This window comes from Pseudorhodobacter sp. W20_MBD10_FR17 (assembly GCF_052119765.1).
Classification (GTDB): domain Bacteria; phylum Pseudomonadota; class Alphaproteobacteria; order Rhodobacterales; family Rhodobacteraceae; genus Pseudorhodobacter.
In genome coordinates this window covers 1-15,307 of sequence record NZ_JBGQOQ010000051.1, presented here as the reverse complement: position 1 = coordinate 15,307, position 15,307 = coordinate 1, and the positions used below count along the sequence as shown (strand labels likewise).

Annotated in this window: 13 protein-coding genes and 1 pseudogene; 8 read left to right on the top strand and 6 right to left on the bottom strand. The window is 55.2% G+C overall.

Annotated elements, in window-relative coordinates:
• Nucleotides 1-490 precede the first annotated feature (490 nt).
• Nucleotides 491-1,093, top strand: a complete 603-nt coding sequence (locus ACEN2J_RS19140) for a hypothetical protein (RefSeq protein ID WP_442108132.1) — start codon at nucleotides 491-493, stop codon at nucleotides 1,091-1,093.
• A 130-nt stretch (nucleotides 1,094-1,223) separates the two neighbouring features.
• On the opposite strand, the pseudogene ACEN2J_RS19135 reads toward ACEN2J_RS19140, so the two are convergent.
• Nucleotides 1,224-1,508, bottom strand: a pseudogene (locus ACEN2J_RS19135) (integrase); the annotation flags it as partial.
• A gap of 347 nt (nucleotides 1,509-1,855) precedes the next feature.
• Between ACEN2J_RS19135 and ACEN2J_RS19130 the strand changes: the two are divergent.
• On the top strand, nucleotides 1,856-3,055 hold the full coding sequence (locus ACEN2J_RS19130; RefSeq protein WP_442108130.1) for an MFS transporter: 1,200 nt from the start codon (nucleotides 1,856-1,858) through the stop codon (nucleotides 3,053-3,055).
• Nucleotides 3,056-3,229: 174 nt separating this feature from the next.
• On the opposite strand, the gene ACEN2J_RS19125 is transcribed toward ACEN2J_RS19130, so the two are convergent.
• Nucleotides 3,230-5,089 carry an ABC transporter ATP-binding protein gene (locus ACEN2J_RS19125; protein ID WP_442108128.1) on the bottom strand — a complete coding sequence of 620 codons (1,860 nt, stop codon included), beginning with the start codon at nucleotides 5,087-5,089 and terminating at the stop codon, nucleotides 3,230-3,232.
• 566 nt (nucleotides 5,090-5,655) lie between these two features.
• On the opposite strand from ACEN2J_RS19125, the gene ACEN2J_RS19120 reads away from it, so the two are divergent.
• Nucleotides 5,656-5,853 (top strand): hypothetical protein, encoded by a 198-nt coding sequence (locus ACEN2J_RS19120; RefSeq protein ID WP_442108126.1) that lies wholly within the window; start codon nucleotides 5,656-5,658, stop codon nucleotides 5,851-5,853.
• 733 nt (nucleotides 5,854-6,586) lie between these two features.
• On the opposite strand, the gene ACEN2J_RS19115 is transcribed toward ACEN2J_RS19120, so the two are convergent.
• The 3 genes from ACEN2J_RS19115 to ACEN2J_RS19105 form a co-directional block, all read right to left on the bottom strand.
• Nucleotides 6,587-7,363 carry an ATP-binding cassette domain-containing protein gene (locus tag ACEN2J_RS19115; RefSeq protein ID WP_050521773.1) on the bottom strand — a complete coding sequence of 259 codons (777 nt, stop codon included), beginning with the start codon at nucleotides 7,361-7,363 and terminating at the stop codon, nucleotides 6,587-6,589.
• Nucleotides 7,363-8,424: an ABC transporter permease gene (locus tag ACEN2J_RS19110; RefSeq protein ID WP_442108124.1), complete on the bottom strand. Its 1,062-nt coding sequence runs from the start codon at nucleotides 8,422-8,424 to the stop codon at nucleotides 7,363-7,365. Before ACEN2J_RS19110 ends, ACEN2J_RS19115 begins: the two co-directional genes overlap by 1 nt.
• A 92-nt stretch (nucleotides 8,425-8,516) precedes the next feature.
• A complete protein-coding gene (locus tag ACEN2J_RS19105) occupies nucleotides 8,517-9,530 on the bottom strand; it encodes a sugar ABC transporter substrate-binding protein (protein WP_442108122.1) in 1,014 nt (337 codons plus the stop codon).
• A 180-nt stretch (nucleotides 9,531-9,710) separates the two neighbouring features.
• Between ACEN2J_RS19105 and ACEN2J_RS19100 the strand changes: the two genes are divergently transcribed.
• The 3 genes from ACEN2J_RS19100 (at nucleotide 9,711) to ACEN2J_RS19090 (ending at nucleotide 12,646) form a co-directional block, all read left to right on the top strand.
• On the top strand, nucleotides 9,711-10,904 hold the full coding sequence (locus ACEN2J_RS19100; RefSeq protein WP_442108120.1) for an ROK family transcriptional regulator: 1,194 nt from the start codon (nucleotides 9,711-9,713) through the stop codon (nucleotides 10,902-10,904).
• Between the two features lie 127 nt (nucleotides 10,905-11,031).
• Nucleotides 11,032-11,706 carry a hypothetical protein gene (locus ACEN2J_RS19095; protein ID WP_442108118.1) on the top strand — a complete coding sequence of 225 codons (675 nt, stop codon included), beginning with the start codon at nucleotides 11,032-11,034 and terminating at the stop codon, nucleotides 11,704-11,706.
• A 328-nt stretch (nucleotides 11,707-12,034) separates the two neighbouring features.
• Complete coding sequence (locus tag ACEN2J_RS19090; protein ID WP_442108116.1) at nucleotides 12,035-12,646, top strand: YitT family protein; 612 nt, start codon at nucleotides 12,035-12,037, stop codon at nucleotides 12,644-12,646.
• Nucleotides 12,647-12,779: 133 nt separating this feature from the next.
• Here ACEN2J_RS19090 and ACEN2J_RS19085 read toward each other — a convergent pair whose 3' ends face one another.
• On the bottom strand, nucleotides 12,780-13,412 hold the full coding sequence (locus ACEN2J_RS19085) for a tyrosine-type recombinase/integrase (protein ID WP_442108114.1): 633 nt from the start codon (nucleotides 13,410-13,412) through the stop codon (nucleotides 12,780-12,782).
• A 236-nt stretch (nucleotides 13,413-13,648) separates the two neighbouring features.
• Here ACEN2J_RS19085 and ACEN2J_RS19080 point away from each other — a divergent pair, with 236 nt between their 5' ends.
• Complete coding sequence (locus tag ACEN2J_RS19080; protein ID WP_442108112.1) at nucleotides 13,649-14,239, top strand: TetR/AcrR family transcriptional regulator; 591 nt, start codon at nucleotides 13,649-13,651, stop codon at nucleotides 14,237-14,239.
• Nucleotide 14,240: 1 nt separating this feature from the next.
• Entirely contained in the window at nucleotides 14,241-15,173 is a 933-nt protein-coding gene (locus ACEN2J_RS19075) for a DMT family transporter (RefSeq protein WP_442108110.1), read from the top strand.
• The last annotated feature ends 134 nt before the right edge of the window (nucleotides 15,174-15,307 follow it).

Here is a 15,307-nt window from a genome sequence, read left to right as displayed (position 1 = left end):
CAACCGCGCGCATTCGTTCTTCGTAGCTATACATGAACTATCTCCAAGATAGTCCAAGTTTTCGTCCGCACCCCCATTTTTCCATCTGGCGCTGACCCATCTGAAACAAGATACTCTCATGAAAAGTCGGTGGAATTATTGATATAAGTGGGTCACAGCGTTTCGGAAAACTGGATCAATTCCTCGCAGAATTCAACACCCTTTTGCAGTAAAAAGTTGACTTGGAGCAGTGACGGCTTTGTCCGCATTGTGTCAGTTCGCGACCTGCGTGGAGAAGGTCAGCTATCGCAAATTCGTGTCTATAGACGTGGGTCCGCTCTGGGCTGGCACCGGCCATCCAGTTGCCCACGCAAGGGCCTGCAAGGCCAAGATCCGCGTGCCGCACCGCTGCAAGGCTGCTGTGAGCCCACTGCAGACGGTCCGTTCGGATGGATCATGATCTGGCCTACTGCTATGCTCTGGCAAACGATAGTAAATATGAGTGCAATAGATGAAGCTTACGCTGGATTGGAACTGTGTCATCGAAGTCGAGGAAGGTCGGCCTCAAGCAAACTGTGTTACTGAATTGATCAGGTTTCATAGATTGGGGCGCTTCGAAGTAGCGCTTCTTGCGGCGTCGGCTTCCGAAAACACAAAATCGAAGCGGTTTCCCGGAAACGCCACCGTTTTCAAGGAAAGGATTTCAGCACTTGGATGGCAAGACTTACCTATCGTTCCCATGCCTGGCATAATTGGTCTGAGCTATTGGGATTTTTGTTACTACGTTGATGACGTTGAAAAATTCGAGCGTGATAGGGATGCAATATGGCGTGTTATTGCACCTTCGATCCCACGGGAACCTATAGACCATTTGCCCGTAGGACAGCAGATTACAGACGATGCAATCCAGTCTGAGGAATTGTCAAAGTGGCGAAACACTTGGTGCGATGTAATTTCCGCATATTCACACATCCATGAAGGCCGGGATGTTTTCGTGACCAATAATACCAGAGATTTCCAGAGGAACGCTAGCGATCTCGCTAAACTCGGGATGTTGCACATTTCCACGCCCACCGACGCCCTCGCAATAGTAGAGCAGATACGAACGGCTTAGAAAAATCTAACGGAAACAAAGTCCCGCTCTGCTGTCGCTCATCCCTAACACATACTGCGCGATGCACCAATGGCTGCTCTGGTGAAGCTGCGCCGCAGTGCTCAACTGGCAATCCAAGGACCGCTATGGGCCGGACCGGCTTTTGGGTTTTGCTTTGTAGGACCGACGCCCGCTCTTTGATCTGTCCCGACGCCATGACATCGACGACTTTTATCCGCACAAGGTCACAACCGCGCTATTTACTGTCGATGGCCAGATTGAAAAGGGCAAGATCACGGTGATTTCCAGCCAGTTCTAATCTGACGCGGATGGCCCAGACATGCTTAGGTTTGAGAGGTCGTTTCTGGCCGACGATGCGCCCCTTGTTCCAAGCGGGACGAAGTGCGCGAATGGCAGGTAAGTTTGGTGTTTGCATGGTGCATCCTCCTATCCGCCATGCCCACAGGGGGCATTACCGAAAAGGGCCTGAACCTGCTGGAGGCCCGCGGTACTTTGGCTGCTTGGGACGAGGCCTGCGAGGCTGTCAAAGACAAACTGGCGCGGCAATAGAATGGTTGCGTGCGGTCGAGCAGAACAAGAGGCCTAAGTGGCGGTGATGGGCAGGCTGAAACCCAAAGCGCAATCACGCGATGCGCAAACGTCAACCGTGCCTGACAAGCATCGGCACGGGTCGATCACAACGCGGCGCTTGCGGCGACCTGCAAGACGTGACCAATTTGCCAGAGCGAACCCTAAACCCTGCGAATGTGAAAGGCGACAGACATGACCACCATACCCCGTTCCGAGACTCATCTTGCTGTGTTGGTGGTTCTGGGTTTGACGCATCTTCTGAACGACATGATGCAATCGCTAATCCCGGCTTCTTATCCGATCCTGAAAGAGGTCTATGCGCTGGATTTTGTGCAGATCGGCATGATCACCCTGACATTCCAGATCGCGGGGGCCATGCTGCAACCGGTGATCGGCATCGTGACGGACCGGCATCCAGCGCCTTATTCACCGGTGGTGGGGATGATGTTTACGCTGTCCGGGCTGGTCAGTCTGGCCTTTGCCCATGGCTATGGGGCAATCTTAGTTTCGGTTGCATTGATCGGTATCGGCTCTTCGATCTTTCACCCCGAGGCCACGCGGACCGCGCGATATGCGGCGGGCGGAAAGCAGGGGCTGGCGCAGGGCATCTTTCAAGTCGGCGGTCAGGCGGGCGGCGCGCTGGGGCCGGTTTTTGCTGCTCTGATCGTTGTGCCCTGGGGGCAGCCCAGCCTGGCCTGGTTCGCGGTCACCGCCCTTTTGGCGATGGCGCTTCTGACATGGATCGGCAGCAAACAGCGCCAGCTGAGTGCGGAATTCCATGCGATGCGCACGCAGCGCAACGCTGCTCGCGCGCCGGTCCCACACGCGCCGGTGACCATCGGCGTTGGCCTGTTCGTCCTGACCTTTCTGATGTTCACCAAGAACACCTATGGTGAGAGTTTCCGGTCTTTCTACACCTTCTATCTGATCGAACGGTTTGGCCTGTCGATCCCCGCCTCGCAGATGATGCTGTTTGTATTCCTGTTGGCAGCAGCAGTGGGCGTGCTGATCGGCGGCATCGTCGGCGACCGGATCGGACGCTACCGGATTATCTGGATCTCGGTTCTGGGACCGTTGCCTCTGACTCTAATCCTGCCCTATGCAGATCTGTTCTGGACCGGCGTGCTGACGATCATGATCAACCTGATCATGGCCAGCGCATTCGCCTCAATCCTGATCTATGCGATGGATTTGTTACCCAATCGGATCGGCTTGATCGGCGGGTTGTTCTACGGATTGAACTTTGGTCTGGGCGGCATTGCGGCGGCGTTTCTAGGCGTGCTGGCGGACAGCTATGGCGTCGAGGCGGTCTATCAGCTTTGCGCCTTCCTGCCGCTTGCCGGACTACTAACCTGGTTCCTGCCCCGGCTCGACGAAGGTGCTGGGACCTGATCCTGATCGCTTCGGACACCGAACGCGAGCAGGGACAATACCGTTTCAGGCACGACAAACATGTTTGTGCCTTGGAGTGCCTATGCTTCGCCAGATATGAAGGGCAGCTTCGGGAAACCACACTGCGCGGGGCACATATCCATCGAACGTCCGTAAGGGGCCGTTAGTATGCCTTCAGGCTGTACCCATTTTCCGCGCAAGAAAGCCGCCTGATTGTAGGGCCCAGAGGCGAGCATAGAGACCATCTTTTGCTAACAGGGTATCATGCGTGCCTTCCTCGACGATGTGGCCCGCATCCATGACCACTATACGATCCATTGCTGCGATGGTGGACAGGCGGTGGGCGATAGCCAAGGTTGTTTTTCCGGCCATCAGCCGGTCCAGGTTCTCTTGGATTGCGGCTTCGGACTCACTATCAAGCGCGCTTGTGGCTTCGTCCAACACAAGTATCGGAGCGTCCTTGAGAAGTGCGCGTGCTATGGTGACCCTTTGGCGTTGACCACCCGAGAGTTTAACACCCCGGTCGCCGACGAATGCGTCAAGGCCCACGCGGCCTTTATCATCACGCAGATCGTGAATGAAGCCCATGGCTTGCGCGGCTCTAGCGGCGGCCTCTACCTCGGCGTCCGTGGCGTTGGGTCGGCCATAGCGGATATTGTCACGGATCGACCGATGCAGCAGACCGACATCCTGTGTCACCACACCTATCTGCTCCCGCAGGGAGGTCTGCGTGACATCGCGGACGTCTTGGCCGTCAACGGTAACACGGCCTGCATCAACATCGCGCAACCGCATCAAAAGGGACACGAGCGTGGATTTTCCTGCACCGGACAAACCGACCAAGGCAACTCTTTCGCCGGCGGCTATGGAGAGTGATAGGTCACGCACGACTGCGTCTGCTTCACCGTACTTAAAGGTCACGTGATCGAACAGGATCTGCCCTCTGGTCAAGTTAAGGTCAGGTGCATTCGAAGCATCCATCAGGGTTGGCGGTGTCGTCATAATTGGCATTGCATCTGCGATCGTTCCATACGCGCGGCTGACAGATTGGCCCAAGCCAATAAACATGCCCGACGACGCCGATAGTGTACGCGCGATCGTGGCCCCCGCAACAAAATCACCCAAACTGACAAAACCGTCGACCAACCCCCACAGACCCACTGCGAAGATAGACACAACCAACGCCACGTTGAGCAGATGCACCAAGGCATCTGTTGAGACATATGCGCGGTTCTCACGGTGCTGGGTGTCGATGGTCTCACCTATGACCTTTTGGATCGCACCTGCCTCGCTATCTTCTGCGGCAAAAAGTTTCACCATCGCAATGTTGGAATATACATCTGTCATGGCCCCTGTGGCCCGGCTGGTGGCCGCCGCCACTTTGCGCGACCGCGCCGCATAAATCGGAACCGCAAACCATGCTAAAATGATGTTGAGCGCGATCCAGGCCACAACCGGTAAGGCCATCATTGGCGAAAGGGCGGCCAGTAATACCGCAGCACCGCCAAAGGAAATAACGACGCGTGGCACCATCTGCATGGCGATCATCATGGACCGCTGCACCGCGCTGGTGACCTGACCGATGCGGCTGGCAACCTGACCCGCAAACACGTCTTCGAAGAACGCAACATCCTGGCCTTCCACGGCTTTGTGGGCCTGCCACCGCATCGCTGCTGGCAGTAAAACCTGCACCGTTTGGGCCATGAAAGCGCCGCGTACAAAGGTCACGACGGGATCAACAACAGCGAACAAAAAAACCAACGCGGCCAATGTCCACATTTTGGACGCGATAAATGACGCGGCACCCTGCGCTGTGACACCGTCGACCACAAAGGCCAGTGCCCAGACCATTGCCAGCCCGATCCCCGCAGAGATGACTGACAACCCGGCAACGGCAACTAAAACGCCGCGAAAGAGCAGTGCAAAATGCCAGACCAAACGCCAGACCCCAGTTGCGGGCAGGGCGCGCAGGGGAAGGTCGAATGGTCGTACAAGGTTTTCAAATGGGCGGAAGATGCGGTCTGATATGTTCATAGGATACCACATAGGGCTGAAGCCTATGATCCACAACGTAGCTTGAGTGGTCGAGGATGGGCGCTTTGTAGTTGTCAGTTAAAGCAGGATGCTGCATCGCAGCACTATAAACCTCGGTCAATGTTCGGTTAGGGCCGTCCCTGCCACACTTGCTTGAAGAATTCACCTTACTCACAATGTTGGTATAAAAGATGCCGTGGAGAAACTGGAAGGGGCTAGAATCGTGACAAAGAACTGGGCTGCGATAAAGGGGGCGTTGTCGGGGTTTTCCAGGGTGCAGCTCGTGGGCCTCGTCCAAGACCTGTATCGCACCGACCCGAAGAACTAGGATTTCCTGCATGCAAGATTCCTGGTTTCGGATGGGGGCACCGACCTTTCGCCCTACAAGAAGCGGATCAAGGCAGCCATCAATCCAAGTCGGTGGGACGCACCCATCAAATACCGCGACGCCCGACGTGCCATATCCGATTACAACAAGGCTAAGGGACAGCTCGGCGAAACGCTGGAGCTAATGTTCTACTACGTCAAATGCGGCAATGACGTCACGCTGGAGTTCGGTGATATGGATGAGCCGTTCCTACAACAGCATGGGGTCTATGTTTGGCTCGATCGTGAAGAAATTATCCGTGCAAGTCGACCCGGAACTGACGACAGCCTGGCTGGATCGGCTGGAGAAAGAATATCAACGCGTTGCAAATGCCGGCTGGGGCTATGGCGACGAACTTGGTGGCTACCTTCAAGACCTCAGGTCTTCGCAAACATAGTTCCTATCCAGTTCGGTCGGTGCAGCATCAACAGTGCCCACTCTGTACGACACAGATTTGTCCCCCGCCTGGATCTGCGGCTGCGTCGAATGTCCGGAACGATGGGCCGCGGCGCAGCATCGGGGTCGGAGCCAGATGTCCGCAAAGGGCCGTTCATGACTTTGGGTTTGCCCTCGATACAAGGGGCGGAAAGCAGCCCTTCGCTGCGGTGGGCACTAAGGGCTGCTTCGTGTTCGCTTGGTATCCGGAGCTTTTTAAAGAGCTGCTCAAACACAACTTGGACGTTTTCGGTTTGATATAGCTCCACAAATTTCCGGTGATGACAAACCTTTTTCCTCCGAGTGGGCCGCCCGCCTTGGAGAAAATTACTCCGGAGCTTTGGTATTTTGGCGGGCTTAGAAACTACCGTCGCCAATTGTGCCAATCTCGCGCCAATGTCCGTGATAACAACCTCATCCGTATGCCATTTGTCGTTGGGTCGGTTACTCCTACAATGGCTTCATTGAGCGAAATACCAATCAAAACGGTTGCTCAAAATTAGATGGCCTTGTGGCAGGCGTTGACGGCTTTCTGCTCCAGCTGATCTTCAAAGTTGAGAGCAGAATTCATGGAAGTCATAAGACATCCGAGAGATCTTGTCGTCTGCCATTGAATTTGCATTTCAGGCGTTCTGACGACAAGATCCAAGCTGCCGTTATAGGTTGTTTGGGCCTGAATTCAGACCCAATTAGCCTTAGGCGGGGACAGTTTCGACTGGCGGTTCCTTGGCACCGGTCATAAAGGCCACTGCATCCGACATCGTGTAGTCCTTTGGATTCACAACGCAAAGGCGTTTGCCTAGGCGGTGAACGTGGATGCGGTCGGCGACCTCAAACACATGCGGCATATTGTGGCTGATCAGGATGATCGGAATGCCACGCGATTTCACATCCTGTATCAGTTCCAACACTTTGCGCGACTCTTTCACCCCCAAGGCTGCTGTGGGTTCATCGAGAATAATCACCTTGGAGCCGAACGCTGCCGCCCGTGCGACTGCCACACCCTGACGTTGGCCACCAGACAGGGTTTCGACCGCTTGATTGATGTTTTGGATCGTCATCAACCCCAGTTCGGTCAGCTTGTCGCGCGCCAGTTGCTCCATGCGCGGCCGGTCCAGTTGGCGCAGCCATTTGCCCATGAACCCCGGTTTGCGCAATTCGCGGCCCATGAACATATTGTCGGCGATTGACAAGGCGGGTGACATTGCAAGGGTTTGATAAACCGTTTCAATCCCCGCCTCGCGTGCCTGAATGGGCGAGGTAAAGCGCACCTGCTTGCCTTCCAGATAGACTTCGCCTTCATCCGGGACAATCGCGCCTGACACGGCCTTGATAAGCGAGCTTTTACCAGCGCCGTTGTCGCCAATGACGGCCAGAATCTCACCTGGATAAAGATCAAAGTCGCAATGATCGAGGGCGGTGACTTTGCCGTAACGTTTGACCAGATTGCGGCCTTTCAGAATGGGTTCCATCAGACTGACACCTTTCTAATCCATTGATCCACAGCGACAGCGGCAATAATCAGCGCGCCGATCAGCAGGTAAGTCCATTGCGCGTCGGCCCCCAACAGGCGTAGGCCAAGGGTGAACACGCCAACGATAAGCGACCCGAACAGCATACCAAGAATAGAGCCACGACCACCAAAAAGAGAAATGCCACCAATCACAACAGCTGTGATGCTTTCGATATTGGCCAGCTGCCCCGAGGTTGGCGAAACCGAGCCGATACGGCCAATCAATGCCCAGCCGGCAAAGGCGCAAATCAGGCCCGAAATCATGTAAACCGAAATCAGCGTGCCCTTGACGTTCACACCCGAAAGCTCTGCCGCGTCAGGGTCGTCGCCCACGGCATAGACGTGACGGCCCCAAGCGGTGTGTTTCAGGATATAAGCCAGCAAAACCACCAGCAGCACCATAAAGACCACACCAACGGTAAACACCGCGCCACCCACTTTGAACGTGGCGCCGAACAGCTGCAGCAAGGGTGCCTGTTCGGCGATTTCCTGGCTGCGGATGGTTTCGTTAGCGGAATAGAGGAAGTTGGAGGCGAGCGCGATTTGCCACATACCCAAAGTCACGATGAAGGGCGGCAGACGCATGATGGCAATAAGCCAACCGTTCAGAAACCCGACAAATGTGCCAATCGCAAGGCCGCACAGAATGGAAAGCTCAACCGGCAACCCGTAGCGGAATGTGAATTGCCCCATCACCACCGATGACAGCACCATGATCGCCCCAACGCTCAAATCGATGCCGGCGGTCAGAATGACAAGGCTCTGCGCCGCGCCCACAATGCCGACAATCGCGGTTTGCTGCAAAATCAGCGTCAGCGCGAAGGGCGAAAAGAATTTAGTGCCCAACAGCGCGCCAAAGACCAGAATAGACAGAACCAGCACGATCAACGGCACCAAAGCCGGATTTATATGCAGCCAATGCTGCACAGTTCCCACAAAGCCGCGATGTGGCTGATCGAACTTGGCAACCTCTTGGGTGCCACGCTTTGAAACCTGTTCGAAATTTTCAGCTTCCGACATGGTGACCCTCCTCCCCTTGTTAAAGCATTTGAGTGTGAAAAGAGGCGGTGAAAGCCGCCCCTTTTCCGTGTTTCAAACTGTGTGGCGGCGCATCAGCCCCAGCACAATTCCGCGCCCTTGGCGCTGTCGATGCTGTCAACGCCATCAACCGGAGCGTCGGTGATCAGGGTAACGCCGGTGTCAAAGAAGTCTTTGCCATCGGTATTTGCAGGTTTTGTGCCATCTTTGGCCCAAGCGGCAATCGCTTCAACCCCTTTAGAGGCCATCAACAGCGGGTATTGCTGCGACGTGGCACCAATAACGCCATCTTTGACATTGGCCACACCGGGGCAACCGCCGTCAACCGATACGATAAGCACGTCTTTTTCGCGGCCAATCGACTTCAAAGCCTCATAGGCACCGGCAGCGGCGGGTTCGTTGATGGTATAGACCACATTGATCGAGGGGTCTTTGGCGAGGAGGTTTTCCATCGCCTTGCGGCCGCCTTCTTCGTTGCCCGACGTGATATCATTGCCTACGATGCGCGGGTCTGTCTCGTCGCCCCATTTGTTCGGGTCGCCCAGCTCAATGCCAAAGCCCTGCAAGAAACCTTGATCGCGCAACACGTCAACCGAAGGCTGCGACACGGCAAGATCCAGCATGGCAATTTTGGCATTGGCAGCCTCGGCCCCCAATTTGCCTGCAGCCCATTTGCCGATTAGTTCACCCGCAAGGAAGTTGTCGGTGGCGAAGGTTGCGTCAGCTGCGTCAATCGGGTCCAACGGCGTATCAAGGGCGATGACGAGCACACCCGCATCGCGCGCTTGCTTGACCGCAGTGGTGATGGACGAGGTATCGGATGCTGTCAGCAAAATGCCCTTTGCGCCGTCCAGAATGCAGGTTTCAATCGCCGCCACTTGGGTTTCGTGGTCACCATCAACCTTACCGGCAAAGGATTTCAGCGTCATGCCAAGCTCTGCGGCTTTGGCCTCAGCACCCTCTTTCATCTTGACAAAGAAGGGGTTCGTGTCGGTTTTCGTGATCAGGCAAGCGGTGACGCTCTGAGCCGAAACAGCGCCTGCAAAGCCCATAACAACGACCGCAGTGGTTGCGAGTAATTTCTTCATGATGTCCTCCCGAGACAGTCTTTGATCTTTCCGGCACACCGGAATGTCACCCCGCAACATCTGCGGAACTTCACTAAGAAAGCCTGATTCGGGGCTTCAAGTCAATTAATAAATAAACTTGATTTACTAATTATCATGACGTCTTGTTTAGGTATGGCGTAGAAGTATATGGTCGCTCACATGGATGGTTCAAAGATCAGATCGTTAAGCAGTGGCGCAAACCAAAGCGGTTTGCGCGACTATAACGAACGTCTGTTGCTGTCGATGTTGCAGCGCAACGGGCCGCTGCCCGGATCGGACCTTGCGCGCATGGCGGGGCTGTCGCCGCAGACCGTGTCGGTCATTTTGCGCAAATTGGAACAGGACGGGTTGCTGGCGCGCGGTGAACCTGTGCGCGGCAAGGTTGGCAAACCTTCGGTGCCGATGCGGTTGAACCCGGACGGGGTGTTTTCCTTCGGGCTAAAGCTAGGGCGGCGCAGTGCCGAACTGATCCTGATGGATTTTGCGGGCAAGGTTCGTGCCCAACGCCGCACAACCTTTCCATACCCCACTCCAGAGAGCATCCTGTCTTTCTTGCAGGTCGGCCTAGAGGCGTTGACCGATGAGATGCCTACAAAACTCCGACATCGGCTATGTGGAATTGGCATCGCGGCCCCCTATGAATTATGGAACTGGCACCAATTGGTTGGCGCGCCCGAGGCCACATCGCAGCTCTGGAAAAACATAAACCTGCAAGAAGAGGTTGGGAAGTTCAGCGATTTGCCTGTGTTTATGGTGAACGATGCCACTGCCGCTTGCCGTGCCGAACATGTATATGGCAGGGGTAAGGAATACCGCGACTATGCGTATTTCTTCATCGCGGCCTTCATCGGCGGCGGTATTGTTTTGAACCATTCGGTTTACGAAGGACATCAGGGCAATGCCGGTGCCTTGGGGTCTTTGCCCAGTATCGGCCCCAGTGGCGAAAGTCGCCAGCTGATTGATATAGCTTCACTTCATGTTTTGGAGGGCCGATTGCTTGAGGCCGGGTTGGATCCTGCGCGCCTTTGGCAAACCCCGCAGGATTGGAGCGGCCTTGCGCGGTATGTTGAACCCTGGGTCGGGCAAGCAGCACAAGAATTGGCAAAGGCCAGCATATCTATTTGTTCCGTCATCGATTTTGAAACCATCATGATTGACGGATCCTTTCCGAACGAAGTGAAACAAGCGCTAGTAGAGCGCACGCAACGCTACCTGCAAACCCAAGACACCCGAGGGCTGGTTCCCCCCACGATTTGTGCAGGAGAGATTGGCGGCAAAGCCCGCGAAATCGGGGCTGCTTGTGGCCCGATATTTTCCCAGTTTCTTTTGAACACCAATACTGGAGCATTCTAATGCAATCCGCGCCGTGTCTAACTGCTAAGAAGCATTAAGTCGGTAAACTGGACTCAAACCGGACGTTCGCCGTGGTGGCTGCGAAGGTCCGCAATGGGCCGAATTTACTCTTTCCGTGGTGCAGCGAATGTCTGATATTGAGAAACGGGTAACCGTTCATTCACTGTGGCCATGGGGAATTATGATGGATTTTGAAGATAAAATTCGTGCAATGACGATGCCGCGCGGAGGTGCCTACCCGCGCCCGTGGATGACCGACAGCAATCCTGAGCAGGCCGAGGTACTGATCGTCGGAGCCAGTTCTGCGAAAACGTTTCAGGCTTCCGACGTTACTGATCACGATCATTTCTTGAATGCACTTTGGAATCGTAGAGGCCAAACGTGCAGAAAAATGTATAATTCCGCAACCACGAAGCCATCAAGGACACGACCAAATTTGGACCGGCTCTCCGAGATGCTAACTGCACATGGGCTAACCTCGATACAGACAAACGTGTCTTGCGCCAGCGCACGATATGATGCCGAACTTTCGGCGAACGACCGCGCCCATGGCACTGAAATTTTCAAGGCCGTGGTCTCGCACGTGCCGTGGAAAGTAATGATTGTATATGGCGTCGGCGCATCCAAATCGTTTGGTCGCGCATTTGACATAGCGATGCCGCAAGTGCCATCGCCAGATTCCGCGCCTGTTCAAATAAACTTCCAGGGAAAGGCGGTATTTGTATCGCCAACGCTGGCACCGCCAAGCTACAGACTTTCCGTTTGGCCATATTTGGAACGGGTGATTGAGACCATCACCTAATTAACGAATGTTGGCTTCCAATGTTGATGGCCGTTCGCCCGCACATACAGCGAAGGTCTGGAATCCGTCTTTGGCGCGTTTGGCTTCCCGCACAGCATTTCAAAAAGCGGTCATTGGCTACTCGGACGTCAATACCTGCTTCGTCCCGCAGACCGACGTTTTAGCTGACAAAATGATGCAAGATGCACGAATGACTGGTTCGACGGGCCGCACCGCAGCAGTGGGAAGGCATGATCAATGGCAGCAATGGGCCGACCAATACATCAGACACCAAATTTGGTCTTGCCTTTGCTGCGATGCAGCGTAGTTTCAGATTATGCCAGCTCCATTGACCATAGACCCCAACACCGTTGCCCATACGCCGCTCGAAGATGCGCAGGGGCTGCTGATCGGCTGCTTTTTGACATCCGTGGGACTTGTGTTTCTTACGCAACTCGGCTTCCTCACGGGGCAAACGGCGGGCATTGCTTTGCTTATCGCTTACCCAATGGGTTGGTCCTTCGGCCTCGTTTTTTTCCTGATTAATCTCCCATTTTATTTTTTTGCCTACATGCGATTAGGTCTCGAGTTTACGCTAAAAAGCTTGTTTTGCGTAACATCCGTTTCGGTCCTCTCGGATCGACTTCCCCTGTTCATCGTCTTTGAGAGCCTCAATCCGATCATAGGCACCCTAGTGTTCGGAGTGACCGTGGGCCTCGGTCTTTTAGCTTGTTTCCGGCATAAAGGTTCGCTTGGGGGGATGGGGGTGCTGGCGCTTGTGATACAGGATAGCACAGGGTTCAAAGCGGGCTATACGCAACTTCTTGTAGATGTGGCCATATTTGCGGTTGCGATATTCATATTTCCGGCCTCCGTGGTCGCCTATTCTTTCCTAGGAGCAGTGGTGCTCAATGGCGTGATTGCCTTTAACCATCGCCGCGATCGCTACGTAGCGCCCTAGGCCCGAATGGGCCATTGGGCCCGTATAAATGCTGCGCGGTGCATGAATGCCCGCTTTGAGGAAGGCGCGCCGCAGCGTTATTCTTGGCCACGAATGTCCGTTCTGGGCCGTCCACGTCGAACGGCCCAAACGCTTAGATTTCAATAGCTTCCGAAATTTCCAACGCGTCTTCAAGTTCAACACCCAAATAACGAACAGTGCTGTCCATTTTCGTATGTCCCAGAAGAAGCTGGACAGCACGCAGGTTGCCCGTCTTTTTGTAGATCTGGGTGACCTTCGTGCGTCGCATCGAATGGGTGCCATAGGCAGTCACTTCAAGCCCGATGGACGAAACCCATTCCCGCACAATACGAGCATACTGGCGTGTTGAGATGTGAAGGCGTTCGTGAAAACGCCCGGGCCAGAGAAATTCGGATCCGACCATCAACGGATCTTCCATCCACTTCGCCACCGAGGCGCGGGTGCCTTCGGAAATCTCGAACCGGACCGGTTTTTGGGTTTTGCTTTGCAACACCGATGCCCGTTCCTTGATCTGTCCAGACGCCATGACGTCGATCACTTTCATCCGAACAAGGTCACAGCCGCGCAATTTGCTATCGATCGCCATATTGAACAGGGCAAGATCGCGATGGTTCTCGGCCAGTTCAAGCCTGACACGGATCGCCCAGACATGTTTGGGCTTTAGCGGCCGTTTTTGACCAACAATGCGGCCCTTGTTCCAAGCGGGGCGAAGTGCGCGAATGGCTGGTAAGGTTGGTATTGGCATGGCAGTTCCTCCTATCCGCCACACCCTCCCACATCGACAACCCGACGTTGACACTGCATCATATCACAAAATGCTGCGCTGCATCCGAGGTCGGCTGTGAGCCCAAAGTTACGTGATGCTGCTACGCGGCCAATGGCCGCTAAGCGGAACTTCGAAAACGGTCGCCAGCATTGCTTTGCCCCTTGCGGCTCCTCGTTTGCAGGTATACCGATCTACCTACAATCGGGAGATTCGACATGGCCCTGCCAAGTAAGACACCAAAAGGATCTGCACATGATCGCCTCATGCAAGCGGCCATGATCCTGTTCTACAACCACGGCATCAGCGGAACCGGCATTGATGCCATTGTGGAACGCGCAGGCGTGGCGAAAAAGAGCCTCTACAACAACTTTGTCTCCAAGGCCGATCTGGTAAACCAGTATCTTGAAGCACGGCATGCAGAATGGTTGGCGCTCTATGACAACCGTGTGGCGACGGCAAAGGAGCCCAGTCAGCGTATCCTTGCGGTGTTCGATGCCTATCAGGATCACGCTGAATTTGCGTATGAGCGGGGGTTTCGCGGTTGCGGTTTGTTGAACGCGGCGGCTGAACTTGAGGCCGGCGATGTTGGGCGGGCCGCTGTCAGGCGGCACAAAGAGCAAGTCGAAAGCATTCTTGCGCAGCATCTCTCGGAACTGCTTCCCGAAAAACCCGATCGCGTGGCGGCCTTGGCAGCTCAGATTGCCTTTCTGCTGGAAGGCGCGATGGCACGGGCGGGGCTGGAGGGCAGCAGCGTGCGGGTGATTATGGCAAGGGCGATGGTCGACGACATGTTGAAGGCGCTTTGAAATGATGCAGGGACAAACTTGGGGCGTGGTCGCAATCCTTTTCTCGGCTATTGTCTGGGGCACGACCGGAACGGCGGCAACATTTGCGCCCGATGTCAGTGCTGCCGCGATTGGTGCTGCCGCCATGGGGGTCGGTGGTATCGCACAAGCGTTGGTAGCAGCACGCGGCATCGTGCGATCTCGCACTGCTCTTTGGAACCAGCGTCGGCTCCTGGTGATTGGCGCGCTTTCAGTTGCGATTTATCCGCTGGCTTTCTATGGAGCGATGAGGCTGGCTGGCGTGACTGTCGGAACCGTCATTACCATTGGGTCTGCTCCACTGCTCTCTGCGCTTATCGAATACCTGCTAGACCGAAGAAATCTGACTTTACAGTGGTCCGTCGGGGCGCTTGTCGGGCTGATCGGCATGGGGCTGATCTGCGTTGCAGAAAATCTCTCCCACGGCGAAGTGGTTGGTGGCGATTCCGTGCCTTTGGGGGTTTTTCTGGGGCTGATTGGCGGACTAACATATGCCCTCTATTCTTGGAGCGCGCGGAAAATGATGCTGCAAGGCACGCGGTCGTCGGTTGCGATGGGGGCCACGTTTGGCCTTGGCGGTCTGCTGCTGATGCCGGTGCTGATCGCGACGGGAGGGCCGTTTCTTGCATCTTGGACAAACGCAGCCGTAGGGATCTACATGGCAGCCGTGCCTATGTTCCTAGGCTACCTTAGCTTTGGATTTGGTCTGGCCCGTGTGGAGGCGAGTATGGCAACGGTCATCACGCTGCTGGAGCCTGTCGTCGCGGCGGTTCTGGCTGTCCTCATCGTCGGAGAGCGTTTGCCGAACCTCGGATGGATTGGCGTGGTCTTGGTTGTCGGGTGCCTTGTCATCATCACGATGCCTATGTCGCTCGGCGGGCGATTCCGTGCAAAAGCTCAATTTGAGCAATCCTGAACGACTGCTTAGGACTGGTAAGTGGTCACTGTGAGCTGGACTATGAACGGCAGAAAGGTCTAAGGTTTGTGGCTGCTGTCATCGCGAGATGCAGCGGCGACAAATCCGACAAGGAGGAAAGCGCGGGCGGGTTT

Coding starts and splice junctions, on each gene's coding strand:
- ACEN2J_RS19130 (WP_442108130.1), top strand. CDS start 1,856: ATGACCACCATACCCCGTTCCGAGACTCATCTTGCTGTGTTGGTGGTT.
- ACEN2J_RS19085 (WP_442108114.1), bottom strand. CDS start 13,412: ATGCCAATACCAACCTTACCAGCCATTCGCGCACTTCGCCCCGCTTGG.
- ACEN2J_RS19120 (WP_442108126.1), top strand. CDS start 5,656: ATGAGCCGTTCCTACAACAGCATGGGGTCTATGTTTGGCTCGATCGTG.
- ACEN2J_RS19105 (WP_442108122.1), bottom strand. CDS start 9,530: ATGAAGAAATTACTCGCAACCACTGCGGTCGTTGTTATGGGCTTTGCA.
- ACEN2J_RS19075 (WP_442108110.1), top strand. CDS start 14,241: ATGATGCAGGGACAAACTTGGGGCGTGGTCGCAATCCTTTTCTCGGCT.
- ACEN2J_RS19115 (WP_050521773.1), bottom strand. CDS start 7,363: ATGGAACCCATTCTGAAAGGCCGCAATCTGGTCAAACGTTACGGCAAA.
- ACEN2J_RS19080 (WP_442108112.1), top strand. CDS start 13,649: ATGGCCCTGCCAAGTAAGACACCAAAAGGATCTGCACATGATCGCCTC.
- ACEN2J_RS19110 (WP_442108124.1), bottom strand. CDS start 8,424: ATGTCGGAAGCTGAAAATTTCGAACAGGTTTCAAAGCGTGGCACCCAA.
- ACEN2J_RS19100 (WP_442108120.1), top strand. CDS start 9,711: ATGGATGGTTCAAAGATCAGATCGTTAAGCAGTGGCGCAAACCAAAGC.
- ACEN2J_RS19140 (WP_442108132.1), top strand. CDS start 491: ATGAAGCTTACGCTGGATTGGAACTGTGTCATCGAAGTCGAGGAAGGT.
- ACEN2J_RS19095 (WP_442108118.1), top strand. CDS start 11,032: ATGTCTGATATTGAGAAACGGGTAACCGTTCATTCACTGTGGCCATGG.
- ACEN2J_RS19125 (WP_442108128.1), bottom strand. CDS start 5,089: ATGAACATATCAGACCGCATCTTCCGCCCATTTGAAAACCTTGTACGA.